Source organism: Bacillus sp. AFS029637 (assembly GCF_002584985.1).
In the GTDB taxonomy this organism is placed as follows: Bacteria; Bacillota; Bacilli; order Bacillales; family Bacillaceae_G; genus Bacillus_A.
Window position 1 is genome coordinate 102143 of sequence record NZ_NUPZ01000013.1, and the last position, 23345, is coordinate 125487.

23 protein-coding genes are annotated in these 23345 nt (G+C 33.3%); 10 read left to right on the forward strand and 13 right to left on the reverse strand.

What is annotated here, in order from left to right:
• The first annotated feature begins 230 nt into the window (after nucleotides 1-230).
• The gene (locus COE49_RS05420; RefSeq protein ID WP_088229486.1) at nucleotides 231-479 is read left to right on the forward strand and encodes a DNA alkylation repair protein; all 249 of its coding nucleotides are present in this window, start codon (nucleotides 231-233) and stop codon (nucleotides 477-479) included.
• Nucleotides 480-622: 143 nt separating this feature from the next.
• Nucleotides 623-916, forward strand: coding sequence for a hypothetical protein (locus COE49_RS05425; protein ID WP_088229487.1), 294 nt, complete (start codon nucleotides 623-625; stop codon nucleotides 914-916).
• A gap of 114 nt (nucleotides 917-1030) precedes the next feature.
• On the opposite strand, the gene COE49_RS05430 is transcribed toward COE49_RS05425, so the two are convergent.
• Nucleotides 1031-1567 carry a DUF2812 domain-containing protein gene (locus tag COE49_RS05430; protein WP_071711860.1) on the reverse strand — a complete coding sequence of 179 codons (537 nt, stop codon included), beginning with the start codon at nucleotides 1565-1567 and terminating at the stop codon, nucleotides 1031-1033.
• Nucleotides 1568-1574: 7 nt separating this feature from the next.
• On the reverse strand, nucleotides 1575-1892 hold the full coding sequence (locus COE49_RS05435) for a PadR family transcriptional regulator (RefSeq protein ID WP_088229488.1): 318 nt from the start codon (nucleotides 1890-1892) through the stop codon (nucleotides 1575-1577).
• Between the two features lie 206 nt (nucleotides 1893-2098).
• Here COE49_RS05435 and COE49_RS05440 point away from each other — a divergent pair, with 206 nt between their 5' ends.
• Genes COE49_RS05440 through COE49_RS05450 form a run of 3 tightly spaced genes read left to right on the forward strand, consistent with a single transcriptional unit; the run spans nucleotide 2099 to nucleotide 5272 of the window.
• Entirely contained in the window at nucleotides 2099-3028 is a 930-nt protein-coding gene (locus COE49_RS05440) for an AAA family ATPase (protein ID WP_088229489.1), read from the forward strand.
• Nucleotides 3025-4191, forward strand: a complete 1167-nt coding sequence (locus COE49_RS05445) for a DUF58 domain-containing protein (RefSeq protein ID WP_088229490.1) — start codon at nucleotides 3025-3027, stop codon at nucleotides 4189-4191. The genes COE49_RS05440 and COE49_RS05445 overlap by 4 nt, the downstream gene beginning before the upstream one ends.
• Nucleotides 4163-5272 (forward strand): DUF4018 domain-containing protein, encoded by a 1110-nt coding sequence (locus tag COE49_RS05450; RefSeq protein WP_088229491.1) that lies wholly within the window; start codon nucleotides 4163-4165, stop codon nucleotides 5270-5272. The genes COE49_RS05445 and COE49_RS05450 overlap by 29 nt, the downstream gene beginning before the upstream one ends.
• A gap of 66 nt (nucleotides 5273-5338) precedes the next feature.
• Here the strand turns inward: COE49_RS05450 and COE49_RS05455 are convergent, their stop codons facing one another.
• From COE49_RS05455 to COE49_RS05465, 3 genes are all read right to left on the reverse strand, one after another.
• Complete coding sequence (locus tag COE49_RS05455; RefSeq protein WP_088229492.1) at nucleotides 5339-6790, reverse strand: MFS transporter; 1452 nt, start codon at nucleotides 6788-6790, stop codon at nucleotides 5339-5341.
• 123 nt (nucleotides 6791-6913) lie between these two features.
• Nucleotides 6914-7099: a hypothetical protein gene (locus COE49_RS05460; protein WP_088229493.1), complete on the reverse strand. Its 186-nt coding sequence runs from the start codon at nucleotides 7097-7099 to the stop codon at nucleotides 6914-6916.
• 4 nt (nucleotides 7100-7103) lie between these two features.
• Complete coding sequence (locus COE49_RS05465) at nucleotides 7104-8321, reverse strand: aspartate aminotransferase family protein (RefSeq protein ID WP_088229494.1); 1218 nt, start codon at nucleotides 8319-8321, stop codon at nucleotides 7104-7106.
• Between the two features lie 270 nt (nucleotides 8322-8591).
• Between COE49_RS05465 and COE49_RS05470 the strand changes: the two genes are divergently transcribed.
• Nucleotides 8592-9971 (forward strand): catalase, encoded by a 1380-nt coding sequence (locus COE49_RS05470; protein ID WP_098840733.1) that lies wholly within the window; start codon nucleotides 8592-8594, stop codon nucleotides 9969-9971.
• 219 nt (nucleotides 9972-10190) lie between these two features.
• Here COE49_RS05470 and colA read toward each other — a convergent pair whose 3' ends face one another.
• The 4 genes from colA to COE49_RS05490 all read right to left on the reverse strand — a co-directional run bounded on the left by colA (nucleotide 10191) and on the right by COE49_RS05490 (nucleotide 16231).
• Nucleotides 10191-12827 (reverse strand): collagenase ColA, encoded by a 2637-nt coding sequence (colA, locus tag COE49_RS05475; RefSeq protein WP_098840734.1) that lies wholly within the window; start codon nucleotides 12825-12827, stop codon nucleotides 10191-10193.
• 522 nt (nucleotides 12828-13349) lie between these two features.
• Complete coding sequence (locus COE49_RS05480) at nucleotides 13350-13844, reverse strand: hypothetical protein (protein WP_088229497.1); 495 nt, start codon at nucleotides 13842-13844, stop codon at nucleotides 13350-13352.
• A 113-nt stretch (nucleotides 13845-13957) separates the two neighbouring features.
• Nucleotides 13958-15712, reverse strand: a complete 1755-nt coding sequence (locus tag COE49_RS05485; protein WP_098840735.1) for an adenine deaminase — start codon at nucleotides 15710-15712, stop codon at nucleotides 13958-13960.
• Nucleotides 15713-15940: 228 nt separating this feature from the next.
• A complete protein-coding gene (locus COE49_RS05490; RefSeq protein WP_255294737.1) occupies nucleotides 15941-16231 on the reverse strand; it encodes a hypothetical protein in 291 nt (96 codons plus the stop codon).
• A gap of 169 nt (nucleotides 16232-16400) precedes the next feature.
• On the opposite strand from COE49_RS05490, the gene COE49_RS05495 reads away from it, so the two are divergent.
• The gene (locus tag COE49_RS05495) at nucleotides 16401-16613 is read left to right on the forward strand and encodes a hypothetical protein (RefSeq protein ID WP_002146987.1); all 213 of its coding nucleotides are present in this window, start codon (nucleotides 16401-16403) and stop codon (nucleotides 16611-16613) included.
• Nucleotides 16614-16811: 198 nt separating this feature from the next.
• Here COE49_RS05495 and COE49_RS05500 read toward each other — a convergent pair whose 3' ends face one another.
• A complete protein-coding gene (locus tag COE49_RS05500) occupies nucleotides 16812-18248 on the reverse strand; it encodes an IS4 family transposase (protein ID WP_098945756.1) in 1437 nt (478 codons plus the stop codon).
• 192 nt (nucleotides 18249-18440) lie between these two features.
• Complete coding sequence (locus tag COE49_RS05505) at nucleotides 18441-18878, reverse strand: hypothetical protein (RefSeq protein ID WP_098882862.1); 438 nt, start codon at nucleotides 18876-18878, stop codon at nucleotides 18441-18443.
• An 89-nt stretch (nucleotides 18879-18967) separates the two neighbouring features.
• On the opposite strand from COE49_RS05505, the gene COE49_RS05510 reads away from it, so the two are divergent.
• The 3 genes from COE49_RS05510 (at nucleotide 18968) to COE49_RS05515 (ending at nucleotide 21046) form a co-directional block, all read left to right on the forward strand.
• Nucleotides 18968-19660: a helix-turn-helix transcriptional regulator gene (locus COE49_RS05510; RefSeq protein WP_255294738.1), complete on the forward strand. Its 693-nt coding sequence runs from the start codon at nucleotides 18968-18970 to the stop codon at nucleotides 19658-19660.
• Nucleotides 19661-19668: 8 nt separating this feature from the next.
• Entirely contained in the window at nucleotides 19669-19911 is a 243-nt protein-coding gene (locus COE49_RS27925) for a hypothetical protein (RefSeq protein WP_483295617.1), read from the forward strand.
• A 1033-nt stretch (nucleotides 19912-20944) separates the two neighbouring features.
• Nucleotides 20945-21046, forward strand: a complete 102-nt coding sequence (locus tag COE49_RS05515; RefSeq protein WP_000505688.1) for a YjcZ family sporulation protein — start codon at nucleotides 20945-20947, stop codon at nucleotides 21044-21046.
• An 81-nt stretch (nucleotides 21047-21127) separates the two neighbouring features.
• On the opposite strand, the gene COE49_RS05520 is transcribed toward COE49_RS05515, so the two are convergent.
• Together COE49_RS05520 and COE49_RS05525 are read right to left on the reverse strand one after the other, a co-directional pair.
• Nucleotides 21128-22270, reverse strand: coding sequence for an MFS transporter (locus COE49_RS05520; RefSeq protein ID WP_088229500.1), 1143 nt, complete (start codon nucleotides 22268-22270; stop codon nucleotides 21128-21130).
• Between the two features lie 62 nt (nucleotides 22271-22332).
• A complete protein-coding gene (locus tag COE49_RS05525; RefSeq protein WP_098357567.1) occupies nucleotides 22333-22929 on the reverse strand; it encodes a TetR/AcrR family transcriptional regulator in 597 nt (198 codons plus the stop codon).
• Between the last annotated feature and the right edge of the window lie 416 nt (nucleotides 22930-23345).

Sequence of the window (23345 nt, forward strand, 5' to 3'; positions counted from 1 at the left end):
TTTCAAATAACCTTGTTCCATACGCACAAAAAAATGAGGCCGATTTCTCGGCCCCCAGCTTATTGGCATAAAACAGGAGATTTGGTTTGGACATAACCAGTTCTTATTTTTATTATATTTTATTTTTTCTGAATTTTAAATACATTAAATACCTATTTATATTGAGAAAGTTTTTTTACTTGCATAAAATCAAAGCACTTTAGAAATGATACAAATGGAGGTGTATACATATGGAACCAATGCTATGTCCAAGTTGTAAAACGAACCGTACTCGCTTTAATATTCTTGAGCAACAAGTAAAACCAGTCAAGTTAAATCCACAAACTGGTCAAGTAGAAGAAGAATACACAAACGAAACGATGAATGTTTTTCATATGGCTTATCAAGGACCTACATACCGCGTCCAATGCGCTGTATGCGGGCTTGTTGAAAATCCAGAACAATTTATTAAACCTGCTCAAAATCAGTCTTTCTCTTAAAATTATTACTACCCCTTATAGAAATAGATTTTTCTATAAGGGGTTTTTTCCTTTTAATATGGTAATATAAAACATATTTCTTCCTTATTATATATTAAACCTCACACTTTCCTGGTAATATTTACATAAGGGAGGTGAAAACAATGATTTTAAATAAAAAGTTAGTGATTCCATCTACATTTCTACTATTAACTTGTCACATAGTCATCTTTTACTTTTGGATTTTCGAATGGAAGAAAATCTCGACTCCTTATGGTTTAGCTCTATGGATACTGTCTACTGTTTGTGGCCTTTTACTTTATTTCCATTTTAAAAATCAAAAATCTAATAAAATAATATTAATTGGTAGTTCATTATTAATTGTTTCTTCTTCATTTATGATTTTTTTAGGTATTATTACTGGGATTATCTTTGTAACTGTTAGTTCTATGCCTTAAATATATAATGTTTTATTATATAAAAAATATCTAACAAAACAAGGGTATATAGAAATTAAAGAAGGTGATTTCCATTCAATATACAACCATCTTCTTTAATAAATCCACTCTTTGTTACAATATTTCATTTTTTAACTTTTTAATCTTCCAAGATACATTAATAAATATATATAAATACATACAACCTACAAATCCTATCATACCTTTAAATATATAAGGAATTCTAGATTCTGATGGTCCAAGAAAACATAAGTAAAGCGCTGGCATTATCGTTACAAACATAATTACAAAAAACTGTAACAACTCAGTAAGTTTTTGTATCCTCGTTTCCTTTTCTGAATATATATCTGGCAACTCATTTTCCTCTTCTACTTCTTTACAAAAATAATTCCATTTCGCAAAACTCGTTACATGTTTCCAGCCACACATTTCATATATTTCAATATATTCTTTTTGTTTTTCTTTCGAATCTTTATACTCTAATCTAAAGTCTGCCTTATATACTACATCTTTCGGCTCAGTTTTCTTAAACGTATACATTACGTTATACTTTTGTAACGCCCAGCCTTGTTGATGCATTTTACGTAGATACGCTTCTTCTTTTTCTAAGCTCCATACTGCGAAAGGTTTGAATATCTTCTTTATCTCCATCATCCATTCACTCCCCTAATATACTATTTCCATTCTTCACAGATCGCTGTAATCTTTTGTACTCCAGTTCTAGTACCTCTCTCCCACACGTTGTTAACTCATAGCACTTCTTTCTATCTGTAGAAGCAACTTCAATTATTAACTTCTCTTTTAGTAACTTCGTCGTATTCCCATATAAAGTACCAGGACCGAGCTTTACTTCCCCATTCGTCATCTCTTCTACCATTTGCATAATTCCGTAACCGTGCATTGGCTTCACGAGTGACAATAGTATGTAATATGCTGCCTCAGTTAACGGAATATATTTTTGTGCTTTCGCATTCATTATAACTACCTCCGATACATCGCCTTATGATATATCGACTTCCGATATATCATATACCGATATTGTATAATCATATTCCAAAATATGCAATTGTATTTTAATAATTAAATATCCATTTCTTTAAATTGAAAAATCATTCCAATTTTCAGAATAATTTGTTAAAATATAGAAATATTAACTCTTTTATGATGAAAGGAATGTTACATATGATTCATAAATTAAAAGAAAATATAGGGTCTGTTTTTGTTGGTAAGGAAAATGTTATTGATCTACTACTCGTTTCACTACTTGCTGATGGACATGTACTACTTGAAGACGTGCCTGGCACTGGGAAAACGTTACTGGCGAAAACAATTTCAAAAAGTATTGGTGGTCATTTTTCGCGCGTTCAGTTTACCCCTGATGTACTTCCGAGTGATGTAACAGGTATTGAATATTTTAATCCGAAAACGAGCGAATTCGAGTTAAGGCTTGGACCAGTCGTGACAAACATTTTACTGGCAGATGAAATTAACCGCGCAATGCCGAGAACACAATCTAGTTTGTTAGAAGCAATGGAAGAACGACAAGTGACGCTTGAAAAACAATCTACGCCTCTTCCGAAACCGTTCTTTGTTATTGCGACGCAAAATCCAATTGAATCACAAGGAACGTTCCCTCTTCCAGATGCACAGCTTGATCGCTTTTTAATGACAATTTCAATTGGCTATCCGTCTCCAGAAGATGAGCTACAAATGATGCGACGTTTTCGTAATGATACACCGTTAGAAAGTGTCACATCTGTCATTTCATTAGAAGATATTTTAGAAGCACAGAAACGAGTAAAGGAAATATTCGTATCCGAACCGTTAGAACATTACATAATTAAACTTGCCCACGCTACAAGACATCACGATTACATCGCTAACGGTGTAAGCCCACGTGCCACTTTAGCTTTAGTGCGCGCAGTTCAAGCATTAGCCTTTTTACGCGGCAGAGAATATTGCACGCCTGAAGATATACAATTTTTAATTCCTTCCGTTTGGAATCACCGTATCGTCTTATCAATGGAAGGCGCCCTGCGCACAACAAAAAATGAAATTATGCAAAGGATTTTAAAAGAAGTGGATGTACCCGTGGAGATTGAACAAGCATGAATGGGCAACGCGTTGTAACTGTACCTTTATTTTTTCAACTTCATATTATTCAACTAACCGTTCCAGTCGCGTTACTTTTCACATTCTTTTTCCCGCAACGAATGCTTATGTTTCTCTTTTTCTTCTATTATTTATTCGCGATTTTTATTTACAAATATGTCGCTTACATAGAGAAAAAATTTCAAGTTATAAATGAGAAACAGACAACACGGCTTTTTCCTGATGAATCTGGGCAGTTTTTTATTCATTTAAAAAATGGAGCAAATATACCACTCGTTAATGGTGTTTGTTATTTTCATTTAAATCCATCCCTTATACCGCACAAAGAGCAAGGGATTGAACAAATATCAAAAACGTTATTCTCTTTCCCATTTTCACAACCTGCACATTCGGCGCAAAAATGGGATTTAACATTAACCGCAACGAAACGTGGTGTGTTTCAAATTGAACAGTTCGAATGTGTCTTAAAAGATCCATTTCATCTATTAACTGTACATTTACCTATTTTTGATAAATTAAGGACTGAAATTATTGTGTATCCTTCTCCTAAAGAAGTAGCAGGTTTGCAAGAACTTCAGCAACTATTACATGGTTCTTATCGAACGAATTTTTCTTTTTACACTGATGAAACATCTATTATCGGTGTAAAGCGCTACGAGCGTGAGTCTTTCCGTTCTATTCATTGGAAAGCATCCGCTAAAATGCAAGCATTACAAGCGAAGCAATATGAGCCTGTAAAAAATTATAGTTGGACGATTTGTCTTTCTTTAGCTGCTGATCGCGGTTTTGGTTGGAGAGATAATGTAGAAGAACTTATTTCATATGCAACATACATTTGCCAGTATGCAACGAAGCATCAAATACCGTTTGAATTATTTATTAGTGTATTAGCAGAAGGTGGTGCATTACATATACCGTTAAATGAAGGACAAACGCAATATGCAAAAGCTTTAGAAGAATTAGCCCGTATTTCAGATGATAGTACGTTACTTCCGAAACAAGGATTTCTTCATTATGTAATGAAAAAAAGAGAGCGATCATCAACTATCATTTTTCTCGGTTTGCACAAAAAAGAACTTCCTCTTTTAACACAACCGACATTTGTCATTCATGATGAAGGGATGGTGGAACCAGTTGAAAACTTGGCTATATCACATTCATGATTTCATTCTGCTCCTCCTGCTTTCATTACTAACAGAAAGAAATGAACTAATTGGTATTGCAATATTTTTAACAACAGGCTATGTAGGAGTATTTCTTATTCATAAATTTATGAATAAAAAAATGACAGGATTTATAATACTATTAGGTCTTCAAATAGTTGCTTTCTCAATATTTTTACCTTTTTCTGTTTTTGGCACAATCATATTACCACTATTTTTCTTTATCGTACATGCGGTCGGACCTGGATATCCAGTTCAAAAATCTTTAGGTGGTATTGTATGGTTTGTCGTTTCAGCTATATTTTATGCACCCTTTCCACCGTTGTGGAAACTATTAATATTAGCCTTGCATCTTATGATTACATTTTGGTTAACCGGGGCAAATCGCAAACAACAACTATTACGTTTTACTTCTATCATTACGATTGGCTTAATGAGTATATTAATTGTTCAAGTATTTCCTTTCATTCGACTTATTTTTGGTTTTATAACGGAAGTAGTCGCATTAGGCGTCGGCTATGCTTTAATGCCATTAATTAAAGCAGCGGAATTAAAAGATACTGAAGATGTTTGGGCAAATAAAGGACATCTCTTAAAACCAAAAATTGAAGACGGGAAAAAAATTCCTGATTTTGATCCAATACTCATAAATAGCGCTACAATAATAGTCTGTACAGTCATTGCAATTTATGTCGTATGGAAAATAGTAAAAAAACGAAAACATTTAAGTTTACCAAATATGCCTATCTTCGAATCTACTATTATTACTGATAGAGAAGGACTGAATCAAAAACGTTTTAAACGAAACAAACCGCCACATAACGAAATACGAAAAGAAATTTTCAAACTAGAAAGTAAGTTATCAACTCCTTTAAACCGGGAGCGAGGAGAAACTGTTGAGGCTTGGCTAGAGAGAATAAATAGTGAAGAGGATGTAAATATAGAGAAGCATATTATTATAGATGCTTATAATACAGTGCGTTATTCAAACGAAGAAAACACTGTACTTCTGCATGAATTTAAGGAAGAAGTTCATAAGCTTTATGAATATCAGAAGAATTTGAAGAAACGAAAGAAATAATGTAATAAAAAAACTCCTATTAAAAAATAGGAGTTTTTTTATATACTTCTACGTCACTTTTATAACTTAAGCATGCTTCCCTGCTTCAATTTCTAATGACTCTTCATGCCACCAAAGTGTTTCTTCAGGGTCTTCTTTAGCAATTAAGTGTGCTTCTTTCTTTGTTTCTACTGTAGGATATGAACCTTTTAGCGCACGTCCTGATGTTGTAACGAAAAGTACACTAAATGCAACTAATCCTATAATACTTACACCAGTTAAATAAAATGCCGGTGCGAGTGGGTTACCAGTCGCATGAACTAAGTATGAACATACGAGCGGCGTTGTTCCACCGAATATTGATACAGAAATGTTAAAGGAGATCGAAAGTGCTCGATAACGTACATCGGTGAAAAAGAGCGATGGCAATAATGAAGGTAATGTTCCTTCATACACACTTAGGAAGAAACCTAATACGAAAACACCTGCAAATATAGCTGCAATATGTCCGTTACCTATTAGTAAAAATGCCGGAATTGCAAATACCGTTAAACCAAGTAAACCAATTTGTACGACGCGTTTATTACCAATTTTATCACTTAACTTACCGAAATAAAGCGCTAGTGGAATCATAAGTGCCATCGTAATCGAAATAATTAATAAGCCAGTTGTTTCTTTGACTTTTAGTACTTGAGTTAGATAAGAAGGAATATACGAAAGAATCATATAGTTCGTAATATTAAAGAAGGCGACAATTATTGTGCTTAATAAGAAGTCTTTTTTGTGATATTTTAATATATCCATAAATGAAAATTGTTCATTGTCTTCAGATTCCTCTTGTGCTTTTTCCATCTCTTCAAAGATGGGAGATTCATCTAAATGACGGCGTAAATATAAACCGACCAAACCAATTGGTGCAGCTATTAAGAAAGGAATACGCCATCCCCAGCTGAGCATTTGCTCATCTGTTAACAATAACGTCAAAATGGTAACAATTACCGAAGCAGCAATGTAACCTGAGAGTGTTCCAATTTCAAGACCACTACCGAGTATACCACGCTTTTTATCTGGAGAAGATTCTGCGATATAAACCATTGCTCCTGAATATTCGCCGCCTGTAGAGAAGCCTTGAATCATTCGAGCAACTAAAAGTAGTATTGGTGCCCATACACCAATTTGTTCATAGGTTGGTAGTAATGCGATGAATAATGTAGAAAGTGCCATTAAAATAATAGTTGTACTTAAAACAATTTTTCGGCCATACTTATCTCCTATTCTACCAAAGAAAATACCTCCGATTGGTCGAACGAGAAAGGCCGCTGCAAATGTACCAAATGTAAGTACAAGTTGCAAACCACTATTATCCACACCTGAGAAGAATATTTGACTTAAAATAACCGCTAAATACGCGTATAATCCAAAGTCAAACCACTCCATTGCATTCCCAATACCAGTAGCAATAACTGCTTTCCTGGCTTGTTTAGGATTGACAATATTAACGTCTTGAGGTTCAAAATTTAAATCATTATTTTGTTGCATAAAATAAAACAGCTCCTTTTTAATTTAACTTCTTTAAGCACACCTTCTCTTATTGAATAAAATTAATTCGAAGCACTTAAGGAAAAACAACGTCTCCTTATCTGTTATTATTGTTTCACATAATTAATTATTTGTCCAATGAGATGCTTCCTTTATTAAGTAATTTAATAGTTTAAAAAGCTGAAAGAAGCGCTGTATGAGTGCTTTTTTCAGCTTTTTATTTAAATACAAAAATTTATTTTTTTCACCCCATTTTCTTCCTGTATGAATTAAAAATACGGTACTTTTTACATTTGTAGTTTCATCCAAATTTTTAAACACTTGCTATCGCTGCCACACTATGAATAACGGAAATAAATTCATTAATAAATGCATCAATTTCCTTTTCTGTAATTATATAAGGAGGAAGTAAACGGATGATATTCCCTTGTGTAACATCGACTAACATCCCTTTAGCCATTAATATGGATTGTAATTTCTTCACATTTTCATTCGTATCATTCAAACTAATTCCAAACATCATGCCAGCATGACGTACTTCCTGAACATAATAAGAGTTTTCTTTTTGAATTCCTTGCAGTTTTTCATTGAAATAATGTGACATTTCATACGCTTCTTGCATTAAACCATCATCAATCAATGTATTTAATACCGTTAAACCTAAAGCTGCTCCCATTGATGAATGAGCAAACGTTGTTCCGTGATCTCCTGGTGAAAATACATCACATAGCTTTTCACCTACAATGATTCCTCCAAGCGGTATCCCGCCCCCTGCTCCTTTACCAATTTGAATAATATCCGGTGTAATATTGAAATTTTGATAAGCAAATAGTTTTCCAGTTCTCCCCATACCACTCTGTACTTCATCAACGATAAGAATCACATTATATGTATCACAAAGATGTTGAACACTATGCAAATATTCACTTGATAAAGGATAGATTCCGCCGCTTCCTAAAACAGGCTCTAGCATAATTGCAATCGGCTTTTCATTTATGATTGTTTCTTCTAATTGCTCTATATTTTCGCGCTCTACTTCATATACAGGAATAGATGTTTTAGGAAAATTTTGATATACATTTTCTTGTCTTGTAAAATGAAGTGCCCCTAACGTACGCCCGTGGAAACTATTTTTCAACACAACAACTCCATCGCGCTCTTCATTCGTAATAGCTCTATATTTGTCAATTAATTTCAAAGTCGTTTCTGTCGCTTCCGTACCTGAATTTGTATAGAAGACCTTACCATTTCCTAAAGAATTATCAACTAATTTCTTTGCATACTCAATCGCAACTGGGTTTAAAAAATGAAACGGTAGATGCAACGATTTCGTAACTTGCTCCATTGTCGTTTGCACAATTTTGGGGTGGTTGTAGCCTAATACATTCACTCCCACACCAGAAAACAAATCTACATACTCTTTACCATCCACATCATATAGTTTACACCCTTCTCCTCTTTCTATTGCAACCTTCGTACGACAATACGTAGGCATCATATATTCTTTATCTAATTGAAACCAATCCGACATTTTAAATTCCTCCTAGTTATTTTCCCTGTTTATTTATGTTCATTTTCTATAAAGTCATGTATACATTCATTTTTAAGATTGAAATTTTCATAGTAATTTTCTTCCCGATATTCATTTTTCCATAATTTCTTCTATTTCAACAGGTCCACTACATGCGCGTTTTTTTCATCTAGCGGTCTGTTACTATTTTGAACTTTGCATGTCATACATAATCAAAGCTAAAAAATCATATCTAGTAACAATCGACGAAAAAATTTGGAGGCTATATCGATGAATGAAAAATATGATAAACATAGGAAAGATTTATTAGAAGAAGACTTTAATAAACATCGAGAACTTACTGAACCAGCTAAACTTCACTCTCAAACAGTTGGTTCACGTGGACCTGTTCTAAAACAAGATAGTGTACTGCACGAAACGTTACAAGAATTTATTCACGAAAAAATTTTAGAACGACCTGTTCATGCAAAAGGATTTGGTGCATTCGGTTATTTTCAAACGATTTATCCGATGTCCGAATATACTAAACTAAACTTCCTACAAAATCCTAATGAGAAAGTTCCTGTTATGGTACGGTTTTCATTCGCCGTTAGTACGAAAGGAACTCCTGATACTTCTAGAAATGTACGCGGTTTTGCGACAAAATTTTATACAAATGATGGTGTTTTTGATCTTTTATGTAATCACATTCCTGTCTTTTCTGTTCGTGATCCGATGCGTTTCCCTGAAACGATTAAAGCACTCTTACCTTCACCTAAAAATAACTTAATAGACCCTGATAGATTTTGGAGTTTTGTCGCTAGAGCACCCGAATCCATTCATTTTGTTATCCATTTATACTCTGATGCTGGTACGGCAAAAAGCTTTCGCCACATCCCAGGGCATAGTGTAAATACGTACGTTTGGAGAAATGCTGAAGGTAATCGAAAGTACGTAAAGTATCATTGGTATCCATTTGAAGGTGTACAATACATTAATAGTGTGGAAGCAAACAAGCTAGCTGCCGAAAATCCTGATTATAGCGGGAAAGATTTATATGATGCAATTGCAAATGGTAAACCAGTGGAATATGGATTATATGTCCAGCTCATGGATCCGAAAGATGAAGCACATCTTTCTTATGATCCTTTAGATGATACAAAAGTATGGGATGAAAAGGCGTACCCTCTTATACCAGTCGGTAAAATGGTATTAAATAAAAATCCTGAAAATTATATGGAGCAAGTAGAAAAAGTGTCCTTCTCCCCTTCTAATTTACTAGACGGTGCAGAACTATCAGATGATAAAATGCTGCAAGGTCGTGCTAACATTTATAGTGATTCACAAAGAAGAAGAATTGGTCCCGAATTCCGCAAATTACCTATTAACCAACAACAAAATTGGACACCTACTAATCAAATAACAAGCGGTGACGGAAGATATGTTGAGGGTAAAATTGAAAGAACTCCTATAACGAAACAGGATGACTTTCAGCAGGCTGGTGAGTTTTATGACAAGTTACAATCGATAGAAAAAGAGCACCTTGCTGAAAACTTAGCTAGTGATTTGAAAGTTATATCCGATGATATTAGGAAGATAGTTTTGGGGTATTTCAATCAAGTATCAACTAATTTGAAAACAAGCATTGAGACAAAAATGAAAGAGCATTAAGAAGATTAAAACATGCTTTACGAATGAGAATTCAAATCTATATTAATTATTTTCTTGTCAAAATCCAATGAGGTTATTTAATTTTAAAATATAAAGCCAATATATTCCTGTTCTATAATTAGAACAGGGATATATTGAAGTAGTTTAATGTATAACATTAAACTACTTCACTTAGCTAAAAAATGCAATAAGTAGCCTTTCAAAACAAACTATAGTAAATTATTTTACTTGCACTGTATAATTTCCTGTTCCACCGCCATACTTATATACACTTAAGTAATATTTCCCTGGCTTTGCATTATAATTGCCAAGCAATTTGTTTCCATCACGTTTTGTTGCATAAGTTACATAATTATTTAAGTCTGATTCAGAATATAGTACCCAGTTCAATCCAATGTTTTGTTCGTTCGTAATAGTAATTTGTAAATCTTTTGGGTCCTTTACATCAATAACAAATCGGTCAACCTGATCTTGATCGCTTAAGTTTCCTCTTAGTAACGTATTTAAAGATAGTGGATTCGCTGTATCAAATGAATTATTCGGTTCTTTTTCTACAGCCGTACCTTCTTCTGTATTCAGTCCGCTAAATACAACATCATATTCAAATTGTCCAGCATTATTTACACGGTAATTTACAAAATAAGCAGTCAACGTTTTATATCCAGTCCACTCTTTTCCTGAAAGACGTTTCAACATTTCATTTGTTGCTTCATTTATCACTTTCCAGTCCTCAATTTCTCCTTTAGACGCATTTCCTGTATATGTCCCCTGTAGTGTAAATGTATTAAAGAATTGTGATTTATTCTTTGTTACCTTCACGTCTTTTAACTTTGCTTCATTTGTGATTTCTGCTGCAACATCCGAAAGTGGTTTTGGATCATGCTGTGCTAAGTACTCATCTGATACTTGTGGAATTGTATACTTATCTCTATTATCAATAAGCATTTGCATATAAGATTGATATTCTTCATTTAACTTATTATCTTTGCTTAATGTAGCACGGTATGCATCGTAATTTGAAATATCATTTGCGCGAATTAAATCATGCACTTTATCGAACATTTCAGGTCGCTTATTATACATATATGATTGCAGTGCAAATGAATAATTATAAAAATCCCACGTTCCATATTTCGCATTTAATGTTTGTGATGCTGTATAACGTTTTGCAGGATCATTAGATAATCCACCAATTATACTTTTTCGCGGTACTACACTATCTAATCGCGTTGAACCCGCAAAAAACTCTGCATTCCCTTCTTCAAACCATGTTAAACGTTCATTTTGATACATTTCTCCTTGGCCCCATAATCCCTGAACCTCGTATCTTCCCTGTAAATAGTGTGTAAATTCATGGCGGAACAATTCTTCCAAACTATAAATACTTTGCTGTGGTGTACGTTCATATGTGAAGAAAGTTCCTATTCCTTCAATATAAATCCCACCATTATTCGTTTCATATCCGTACAGTTGGCGATTAAATTGATACTCATCTGGACTATTATAAATAACCATCGTTAATACATCATCAGCATGTCCACTTTCAAGTGGTTTATCACTACCAACTGTACGATAAAATTGAGAACGAACTTCTTTTGCCGCCCAGTATAGACGTTTAATTTTCTCTTCGCTAACTTTATCCCCAGCTTTAAAGACAATTGCTCCATCATCAAACGTATACGTTTTCGGTAAATATTTCTTTTTACCATCTTCTCGAATTTGATCTAAATTTACAGTTTTTCCGTTCGCATCTACTCCACCGTAATTTGTAGTAATTTGTTCTGCTGCAACAAAATATTGCTCTCCTAAATATGGATAAATTCGCATTGCATCTGTAACAACTTGTTGACCTTTTGTTGGTGTACTATGAAGCTTGCCCAATCGACCAGCATAGTAAATTCCATTATTAATTAACCAGCCGTTTTTATTTGTTACTGTACCAATTAGTGCAAAACGATTTACCTCATTAATAAAGTTATCAATATTTCGATACCACATCGTATCTTTTGGCTCTTTTCCATTTGTGTACATATACGTCTGAATATCATAGTCAATTCCCTTCATCAACTCATATATAGCGTCCCCTTTCGTGAAGTCTTCAATGAAAGTTCCAAGATTATCGTTATATTGTTTAAAAATTTCACCTGCATATAAAACCGTTTCAACATCAGCCGATGCATTTCCAATTAATTTTCCATATGATGAAATAACTTTATTTTGTTCTGATGTACCAAGTTTGAAATTCGGATTTTTTGCAATTGTTTTTAAAGCCGGTAAACATTTATCATGGTAGCTACGCTCATTTAGTTTGCTTAATTCATCATGGTAAAAACCTAAATAAAATGCTGCACGTAGAGCTTCTACTAATGTTTCAATCCCTTTTGAATCATCTTTCGTATAAGTTTGACCTTGTTCTGCTAGTTTATCAATGATTGCTTGCATTCGACTATCATCTTGATAGAACTTGAGACTATCACTATTAAACTGAAATAATTCTGGAATTTGATACCATTTAATCGTCACAAGAAGATCAGTTAATTGTTTGTTGCTCAATTGATTTAGTTCGGCCATCGAATACTTTTTTTCTTCAGCTAACGGTTTAATATTATCGGTTGGTGCTAGTGGACGCTGCGATAAATCCGCTAACTTTAACCGTTTTGTAAAAGATGCATTTTCTTGTACTGTTGAAGAGTGCGCCAACTCATCAACGGATTTCTGTATTCCTACCGGCTCCATTTGTAATACGTTCTTCACATTTTTCTCTTTTGTCTCTGCTTGAATTTGCAAACCATTACATGATATTGTCACTAGTCCAACACCAAGAATCAACTTAGAAATTTTTGAATATTTAACCATGCCATTGCCCCCTTTAATTATTTAAAGAAAATTCTGAATTTTAATATCAGAACATACTTATTTGTATGTATTTACAGTTCCGCTATAAATACATGTAAAATCACTAATGCAATAGTAGCTCGTTTTATACTATTACGAATACAGATTCCTTACATACAATCCCCTTCCTTACATTTAATACAAGCAAAAACTGTGCCAATTACATTTCTTATGCATAGCTAGCATTCTTTCATTAATACTGTAGAATAAAATATACATATTTGTCTCCGCAATGTATAAATATTTCGACACAAATTCCTCTTTTTATGACGAAAGGACTCGTTGAAGATTATTTTTGCATTAGCCAACAAATAATTTTCAACTAACACCATTCCGAATTTTAAACCCATTCAAAAAGGTAAGTAAACATATTACAAAAGGATAATATGTTTACTTACCTTTTCCTATTTTATATAGATAACAAGCTATCGTTTGATAAAAACAATATTAATTAGCATTTTGTTACATCAGTTCATATTATGTTCATTTCTCTTTTTCACATTGCAACGGCTTGAATTTCACTTTTTTCCCTTTCTTCTTTTTCGTTTTTATAACGATCCATTCCCCTTTTTCAACGTCTAGGTTTAGGCGTTTCATTACATTGATATTATCTTTTTCTTTATAAAGTAAAAATGCTTCTTGTGCACTCACAAATAAGCTAGGCTGCTCGCTAAATCCACCACTATCATAAATTTTAGTTAGCGAATTATAATAAGAATCATTTTTCTTTCCACCATACATCAAATGGGCAGCCTCCAGATCTCTTTTACTTACTTCCCAAAAACTATGTTCATCAATATTTAAATTAAATGTAGATTTAATGTCCTGCATTATACTCTTCACATACTTTTCATCTCGAATTTTTCTTTCTTCAAGACAATCCGAAGATAACCTTGGTGCATCTGATTGGGAATGTACAACGTGTTGTATCGATACACACAAAATAAATACGCTTAAAATGTAAAATATTTTTTTCATATTTACATATCACCTCAAATGATTTAGATACTATATTATTTGAGGCTTAAGATTTTCTTATGCTAGGAATGTGAAAGGTCCTATAAAATAGACTTTTTATAGGACCTTTTCTTTTAATATTGCTTTATCAAATTCACCGGCTCGGCAACTACCTTACTACTTTTCACATCATATAACCCTATAGGCGTTACTCGTATAAATGGCAAGTGCGTCGCAGAAAAGAATAAAATTGTAAATGCTGGATCGTTATAAGCATATCCTCTTTCTTGCAGTAAGTTCACCATCTTTTTCTCTTCCTGTATTAAATCACTCATATTTACATCCGACATAATCCCAAGTAGCGGTAATGCAATTTCATGTAATACTTCATTCCTTTCAGCTATTACCATTCCCCCGCCGAGCTCTTTTACTCTATGAAAAGCTGTAAGCATATCCTCTTTACTTTTTCCAATCAGAATCATATCACCTGTACCAGAATAAGAACTAGCAAGACCACCTAATTCTTTTGCAAAACCTTTTACAACTGTATTTACTCGCCAAGTACCATCACGAGCAATCATCATTAAGAAACATTCATCATGATCAATAGAAAGTTCATCATGGTTTAAATCAATTTCACTTACATATGGTTTTGTTATAACGTTATTTAATAAGTGCATACCCGTTTTATTAGGGAAAATCATATCCTCTTTCTCTATGGTCCAGTCTAATGTTAGTGGATTTACTTTGAAGTTACTCCATTCTATAAGTAACGATCCATTTTTGTTTACTCCGTCACGCTTTACCCACTGTCCCTTTGCAATGACACTGACTGGTACTGGGTTTTCTTTACTTTCTAAAATATTCATATTGGCCACTCTACCTGTCGCAATTGAACCATGCACATGTTCCATATTATAATAACGGGCAATATTATAACTTGCCATTTGATACGCATCTATTACTGGTACCCCTTGCTCTATCGCTATTTCTATCAAGCGATTCGTCATGCCGTTTTCATAAAATGACGGATGCGAACCGTCTGTTGTAAAAAAGAATCTATCAAACTGCTTCACACCTAATTCCAACAATTCTTTTAATAAAACTTCTAAATCCGGTCTAATGGAAGAATTTCTAAGAGAAACGGTGTAGCCTTGCATAAGACGATTTAACGCTTCCTGCCCTGTCATCGCTTCATGATCGCAATCCGTGCCTAATAATTTTAGCTTTGCTAACGTTGCTTCAGATGCACCTGGGAAATGTCCTTCTACTTTTTTCTGTAATCGTTTTGTTTCCTGCACCCAAGTTAACATTTCATCATCGCCATGTAATAGTTTTGGCCATGCTGTTAACTCTCCGCCTTGAAGAACTGCTTCATGCTGTAGCCACTCTATTATTTCTTCACTATTAAATAAAGATTCCCCGTTTTGCAATTCAGTCTGTCCATCAAAACGACACCACCAATACATACTTGCTGGAATCTTTTTAAATTCATCTAATAAACGAAATGCTTCTTCACGCTTTAATGTGAAAAATAAAGTTAAATTATCATTAATAAAAGTTGTTGTCCCAAATTGCATCACATGATTTGCTAACGTCTCTGGGTTATATAATTGATATGGATGTGCATGCGGTTCTATGTAACCAGGTACAACATATTTTCCTTCGCAATCAATCACTTCACAATCCGTTAATTGCTCTGGCAACTTCTCCCCTACGTATACAATTCTGTCCTCATAAATCCAAATATTCGCTACTGTCCAATTACGTATGTAAGAATTTAAATACGTTGCATTCTTTAATAAAATGTGCGGACTTCTCTTACCATCTACTACTTCAACATGCTCTCGTAATTGTTTATTACTCCATTTATACTGATTTTTTTCCATTGTATTCAACTCCAAATCTATTAACTGTTTTATTGGTTGAAACGAGAAATAGTTAATAAACTAAAGTATTCCCTATTTATAACTCCCTATAACCTTTATTATATGTAATAGTTGTAAAAATAACAATTTTCAGAATTCAAAACGTACCTCTTTGCTCCAAAATAAACAGGATGTCATGCAACAGACATCCTGTTTATATTTTACTAAGCTAATAGACATAAGATTATTTTAGCTTGATGTTGATGTGGTAGACCCCTTTTGAATCGATATGTTTTTTGAAGCTAAGCTTACAATAAAATTTATTACGATATGAATAAATAATGCTATTGCTCCTGTACTAATGTCATTAATAGCGTGTGGGACTGTTAGAAAAAAGTTTGCAATTTTTATATTGAAAATCGTAGCATACAATACAACAAGCACTCCCGTCATGATTCCAGTCATTGCGCCATATATTTTTTGAAAAATAGTACCCCATGCCCACCAAATTAAGATTTTGAAGTCCGTCCAAAATTTCATCTCCCTTTCTCACAAGATTACGATTTTATTAAGAACTAATAATTTTTATAATTAGTTAATTTCTCAATATAATTTCTGTATATGATTCCATTCAAAGATACAAAATATCTAAGTAACTATTTATAATTACATTGTTTTTATATCTAAATTCACAAAGGAGCTACATAACATGGATGAAAAAAATCTATTAAGTCAACAACTTGACCACGTATCATCAGATGCTCTAAATACTCCTAGTAAAGCTCAAGAACAGATGGAAGAAACATCTCAAGAGGCACATAATCCAGACAACACCAATGTTAAAAAGAAAGGCATTACTCAAGATTTACATGGCGTGGACTTACCAATTTCAGACGTATATAGAACAACGAACAAAAAGTAGATTTCAAAGGGAAAACTCTTAAGAACGAGTAAACTTAATTCTTTTCCCTTTTCCTATTGGGGTCCCGCCACATGCCCATCAACTTAAGAACAGAAACAAAATGAGCCTTCGTTCAAATACACTAAAAAACTCTTAGAGCACTTTTTATCTTTAAAAATGAGCATATCAAATAAACCTAGATAAGTATCTTTTTTAAAATTATGCAGCTTTCTTTTGTTTTTTTAATCCATTATACTCATAGACAACACCCAAAATATCAAAGACAGTTTTTTTCTCATATCTGTGAGATTTCCGTCCATTCTTCTGTAGAAGGTGGAACAGACGGATAAGAATCTTTGCTATTTCTTGGGTGTTTTGCTGCATGGTTTGATATAAAATGTGTAAATGATCTTGAATCATTCCAATTGCTTTATATTCACTTAATTCCTGTTTCTTCTTTTGTAAAATTAATTGTCGCATCTTAAACATAGTAGAAGAACATAAAAAAATGGCAATAAGTTTTCCATAAACATGGCATTCTAATCGCTCTTGTTTAATATTTTGCCAATGATGAATTTGAAATAGGGATTTCCAAGTTTTAAAGATGATTTCAATTTGCCAGCGGAGAGAGTAAAAATCATGGATTTGTTCCATCGGAACAATCTCCCAGGGGGTATTGGTAACATATAGGTTCATGCCAGTTAATCGTTTGCTCTTTTCCGAATATGTAATACCCTTTTTACTTTCCGTATACACTTGTTTTTTCATACGCTCATGAAGTTGTTTTTCTGTTAATCGATACATAATCACCCGAGTGAATAGTTTTTTATCCTTTCCAATATAAGCTTCTTTTATTTCATAGACCTGCCCTGGTTTTAAGGTATCCATAATGTGTTCTAAATCAACTTTGATATACTGAGACTGTTTTTTTATTGTCCCATTTCGAAAGTATTCAGGAAATTTATTTTTGATATACACTATATTGTTTAATTTGAGCCGCGATATATAATACACGCCACGTTGGTCCATTTGATCTAAATCATCCAGTGAATAATAGCCTAAATCCCGAATACATAGATCACCAGGGCGTAGTGTCGATAAACACTCTGTTCCAAAGGTTTTATCATTATTTTTCCCTGGTTCAATTTGAATATTTAAAAACTGACCACTATGTAAATCATATTCTAATTGAATTTTTATACCCGCTGTTTGTGCACAACCACCTGACCCTGGGTACACACTAGCTAAATGTTTTGGCACTTGGAAAATCGTTGCATCTAAAATACGAATTCGTTGAAAATAAGCGATTGAAGAGCTTGGAATCACTGATGCTTCACAAATTTTACTTTTTAGCAATGTAGAGAAAATGTGTTTTAAAAAGCAAACAGCTTTTTTATTGAAACGCTTATTGAGTCCTTCTGGACTCATGAGTGTTCCTGTAACAGCATGAAGTTGACTACACAGTCTCACTAAAGAATCACTCGCTACTCGTTGACTAATCCAAACACATATAGTAGCTAAATCATGCCCTGAAAATTTACGTTTCCGTTGTACAAAACCTAGTTCTCTAGCGAGATTTTCCAAAAATGAAGGAGTAAGATGTTCATATAATTCTTCAGCAAATAATTGTAGTTCACTCTGAATCGAAAGATTCATAAAAAACATCATCCTTTCTAAGGCTACTAATTTAAGTCTTTAATTTATAGCTGTAGAATAGATAATAATGAATAAAGAAAATAATCAATATATAATTTAAAGAGAACTAATGTACATTTATTTTTAAATGTGAGTTCTGAAAAATAAAAGCCTTTTCTCAATACCGAGAAATTAGGCTTTTTAGCATACACTTCATTTTGCACATTCGCAATCATCTAAATAATATACAACAAATATTTCCCGATCTTCATCTATTTCTGATGCACATCTTTTTAATGGCTTCCCCTGTAGAGCAGGATTAAAAATTAAAAGATGAGGTAGTAAATCAGAAGTACTTTCTTTCTCAAGAACATGAAGCACCTCTCTTTGCGATGGATCATCTTCATATTTTCGGTATTCAACACATCTAAAGTTGTATTTCTTTGATTGAGTTAGGTAAGTTGTTTCTTCCTCCAACTTTTTAAGTTTAATTCTCACTACATCATCAATCCAAGAGCCTATATTCTCGTAAACTACACCATTACTTACAATGTAATCGGTTATTAATCTCGCAGATAGCTCTTCATTTTTTAAGTTTTTACGTGAAAATAAAACTTCTTTCGCTTCAGTAATATATTCGATGGTATTCATTTTTGTATTAGCCTCCTTCACTAGGTTTAAAATTAGCTTATACTATAAATAAGACAGATTTTGTCATATTTTTTGAAAAAGGTGATTAAATGTCTAAGACTAAACGTATCATTAGAATAATGCTGGCATTAAACAATAATAATTCCATCACTGCAAAGGAACTTGCTAAATCCGAAGGAGTCTCAGAGAGAACAATCCTCCGAGATATACAGGAGCTAAGTGAAATTTACTTTCCAGTCTATTCAGAAAGAGGTAGAAATGGAGGATTTAGTACACTAAAAAATAAAATGATCCCTCCCATTTGGTTTAGTGAGGATGAAATAATAGCTTTATTTTTTGCAATAGATGCCATGCAATATGTTGGCTCCACTCCTTTTTCTTCTTCATATGAAGTAATTTTAAATAAACTATTCAATATGATTCCTCAGGAAACTTCCGATGCAATTGAGGATACTAGAGACAAAATCTTGATGTGGCAACCAAATATTAAAGTGGATAAAAAGACGCTAAGAAACCTTTATGATGCATCTATAGAAGAAAAAACTGTAAATATCTTATATGAAACAACAGAAGATGAACTCTATAGAGAGATAGAACCTATGGGCTTATATGTATATAACGGGCATTGGTATTGTCCTGCTTACTGTAGAATGAGAAGAGGCATAAGGCTTTTCAGAGTAGATCGAATAAAAAAACAATTATTAATTCTGACTCTCATTCCACTAATATCCATTTTAATATTAAAGAATGGTTATATTCTGAGTATGAATCTAATCCCATAAAGCTCGAAGTGAGTTTAAGCAAAGAGGGAAAAAGAAAAGCTGAGGGTATATCATGGTTAAGAGATAATATGGAATATAATTCAGATGGAACCGCGAAAGTAACAAAGAATATTAACCCTTCAGAAGAGTGGTTTTATGTTGAACTACTTTGGAGTATTGGACCTGAAGCAGAAATAATAGAACCTGATTTCATAAAAAATAAGCTTATTGAAAGGGCTAAATCAGTGATAACAAAATATAATAACTTGTAGCTTAATTTGCATTTAATTTTATACTACTAGGATGGATCGCTTAGATAATTGTTCCTTTATTCAACTAAAGGGTGCAATTGTGGCATAAAATAGATAAAAAATAATCAAACTTATTTCAAACCCACAACGGATGATGTTCCTATTAGCAACGAATTGTATTTATCTTCCTAAGTCTATTAAAACGCCATAATCCCCTACTATTGGTTTAGAAAGTAGGGGGGTATTTTTTTTGTAAAAGATTTATCATTTTTTCTCAAAGCACTACACTACATTTAGAAAGAATAACGTTTTTTTACACTTGGGGGTAGTCGGATTTCTTAAGTTGATGGGCATGGGGTCCCGCCAGCATTTCGGAAAAAAACCACGCTAAGTAAATTTGAATAAGAAAAGAGCCGCGTTACCCTATTAAGAGTAACGCGGCTCTTTAATCATTAAAAAACGTAAAAATATAGTTTGTATAAATTAATTAAATTGCTGTAGAGAATTTAATAAGTTTTTATGAATAAATGATGTTATATAAGAAAGTTGGTACAAGTTAATAGATGGCAATAGATAAGATGACTTTAACAGGTAATTCAAGGGTTAATCTTATCTATTATCATCTATATTCGAATATAAATTATTAGAAATTAAGGTTATGGATAACTGGTATATCTATTCTAGGGAAACCGCCCATACCCATTCCTGGGAAACCTATAATACGGTGAGAATCTAATGTCATGTTTGCACCTACTTTTTATAAATATTTCATATTCTTTTACATGTTATGCTTAAAGAAAATAAAAGAGCTTATTCTCATTTGAACTTAGGCAGACTAACTACTGATAAGAGGGTTTTATGTCAATTAGTTTGCGGGACCCCTACTAAAAAAATCCTCTATTGCTATAAAAATAAAGAAAAGGCACCTTAGGGTGTCTTTTCTTTATTTCAAGAGGACCTGCTCAATTAATGCGTAAAAACATAAAGTAAATTGAATCCATTAAATTACATGAGTGACCTTAATTTTCCCCTCCTACTCAAAGGAGAGATTAAAATGGGCTTTGGTGGTAGTTGTAGTAGTTGTGGCGGTGGCTTTGCTTTATTAGTTGTATTATTTATTCTATTAATCATAGTTGGAGCTTCTTGCTTCTGCTAAAAAAACTATCGGAAAAGACACTCATATATGAGTGTCTTTTCTTTATGGGGTACTGCCCCATATAAAGAAATTTTAAACATCTTAATCTACCTTTCCTTTATGTAAATATGGGAATAATGAAATTACCCCAAGGATAGCTAAACAAGCTCCAATCCATAGCGGAGATACAAAACCATATCCTTTACTGATCCCAAGACCACCTAGTGACGAACCAATAACAATACCTAGCGTAATAAAAGAACTATGAACGGTATTTATCATCGTTCCATTACTAGCTGTTTTCATGACTCTCGCAACCATAGCTGGATTCATTGCTACACCAGTTAAACCAATAAAAACAGTAGAAATAACGGCAATATATTTATTTTCTGCTCCTAAAGCAAATAAAGACAATGCTACTATCAATATAATCAATCCGCACATCAATATTTTCATTGTATATTTATCAGCAAACTTTCCAATTATTATATTGCCAATTACCGTCGCGCTACCATAGAGAGCAAGTAAATATGGAATACTTGTGCTTGAAAAGCCTGTAACATTTGTAAAAATGGGCGTAAAATAACTAAATGCTGCAAACGTACCACCAATAATAAACATACTTGTTACGTACGCTGCCCAAAGATGAATATTTTTAAATCGTAGAATTTCGTCTTTCCAGTTTAATTGCTCTTTATTTGAAGATGATGGTAACAACCATTGAATCATAATCCCTGATACTAGCACAAGAACAGAAACAGCTCCAAAACTAATACGCCAGCCAAAATATTGCGAAATAACGGTTGTTATAGGTAAACCTAATACAGTTGCGAGCATTAAACCTGCAAGTACAATTGATGCAGCTTTTCCCCTTGAATCAGAGTGAACCAATGTTGCAGAGAAGGAAATCGTAACTCCAAAAGCTGAAGCTGAAACAATACCAGTTATAATACGTGAAATCATCATAATATCATAGTTCCAAGCAATAGCTCCGAGCGATTGACCAATTAAAAATACGAACATTAAAAACAATAATGCTTGTTTGCTGCGCATTCGCAAGAGGATTGCAGTTAAAATGGGGCCTCCTATTACCATTGCTCCTGCATAAGCTGAAATTAAATACCCAATAGATGATACAGAAACCTGGAATGCAAGAGCAAGTTCATTCATCATACCTGCAACCATAAATTCTGATGTAGTCATACAAAAGATTGCTAAAGCTAATAAATAAATAATCGATGGCATAAAAACACTCCTTATCCATTATTGTAATGATTGGTACAAAAATAGTGCGAAAAAAGAGCGCACTAAGCGCCAAAAATAGAATCCATTGTTCCTTTGATAACCTGTTCAGCTAACATCCGATTTTGCATCGATACATTAAGAACACGGAATCCGTAATAACTGCTTAAAAGCAGACTAGCTAATTCCTCAGCTGATTGCTTCTTTGAAATTTCACCTGTTTGCAATCCTTCCTCCATCACTGTTTCAATAGCTTGTTTAAGAAGCTCAACATGCCTTGAGAAAATTTCTTGAACCATTAAATCGTTTTTAGCACGTTCTACGCTGGCATTAATCAATAAACATCCTTTTTGATCAATATTTTCAAAGTCTTCCTTCAATGCCCATTCAAAAAAATTACTTAATCGTTCTTTAACTGGAATTGGAGTATCTAACAATTTCTTTTGTTCCCTAATCCCAATTTCTTGGTAGCGTTCTAATACTTGTTTATACAGTTCATGTTTACTACCAAAAGTATTGTATAAACTTCCTTTTCCAAGTCCTGTATCACTGCATAAATCTTGTGTAGAACACCCCTCATATCCTCTTATCCAAAATGTTTTCATTGCAACATCTACAATTGAGGAATAATCAAACTCTCTGGGTCTGCCGCGATTAGTCAATCTTATTCTCCTCTCATTTTAAAGATAACATTAGTAGAATACACTTTTTGTACCATTTGGTCAATAAAGGTGTTTTATTGTATTTAAAATAAAATTTGATTATTGTAGACAAGGATCGTTTCATATCTAGTAATTTACTTGGTTAGCTTAATGGCTATAAGGCGGTACCCCATTCCCACCAAATTAAGATTTTGAAGCCCGTCCAAAATTTCATCTCTCCTTCTCCCTTTCTCACAAAAATTCACAGTTACCTTTTGTCATTTAAAAAGAGGACCTGCTATTCGTAGCAAATCCTCTTTTGTTAACCTGAAACTTAATAAAAAATGCTTTCTTCAAATTATTTTTAAATGAATTCCAACAAAAAGGATATTTCCGTTTTACTTTCATTCGCTATCAAGCATATATAGTTTCATACG